This is a genomic window from Thauera sp. ZXT1-4 (genome assembly GCF_052598215.2).
Genome location: NZ_JBQWSN020000121.1, coordinates 1 through 768 on the forward strand (window position 1 = coordinate 1; position 768 = coordinate 768).

A 768-nucleotide genomic window follows, 5' to 3' on the forward strand; every position below is an offset into this window, starting at 1 on the left:
GCTCGACCAGGCGAAGGTCGGGCAGATCGTGATGGAGATCGCGCTGCTCGGCCGCAACGGGCTCGAGATCAACAAGCCGGCGGTGCGCTACACGCTGCAGAACCTCGAAGGCGAGTTCTCCGGCCTGGCGCTGCTGGCGTACATGCACGTGGGTTTCCGCATGTTCGACGCCAAGGGCGACGCCGGGACCGGGCTCGATCGCGAATACGAGGCGGCGGTGAAGATGCGCCGCGAGCGCTGAGCCCGGCGAGGACCCCGACATGAGCCAGCTCCCCGAACGCTACCGGGCGGCGATCGCGCCGCTGATCGACAAGGCGCGCGAGTTTCTCGAGAAGGGCGAGGAGCTCGCGGCGATGGCCTTCGTCGGCAACTTCACCACCGGCGCCGTGGTGCCGACGCCGCTCTTCGGGCGCGGACCGGCCGACAAGGACGTCGCGGCGCGTTCGGTGAAGATGCTCGCCGAGCAGCTCGACGCCGACTTCGTCTTCGTGCTGATGGAGGCCTACAGCCTGCGTGCCGACAAGGTCGCCCGCTACGAGGAGATCCTCGACGAGTACGGCTCGCTCGCCGACTGCCCGGCGAGCTGGCGGATCGACGTGGTGAGCCTGTCGCTCGAGACCCGCCACGGCGTGTGGGTCGCCCAGGTGCCGATCAGGCCGAAGGGCATCAGCAAGAAGAAGCGCACGATCGGGGCGCCGGAGTTCCGGCACTACACCGAGGTGCAGGGGCGGTTCACGGATCTGCTGCCGGTGAAGGAAGGCGAGGGCG

The 768-nt window shown here is 68.9% G+C and carries 1 protein-coding gene and 1 pseudogene; both read left to right on the forward strand.

Annotated elements, in window-relative coordinates:
• Nucleotides 1-241, forward strand: a pseudogene (locus tag ACUH78_RS19405) (tetratricopeptide repeat protein); the annotation flags it as partial.
• 19 nt (nucleotides 242-260) lie between these two features.
• Nucleotides 261-768: hypothetical protein (locus ACUH78_RS19410; protein WP_510497622.1), on the forward strand; the 508-nt coding region annotated here is incomplete at its 3' end.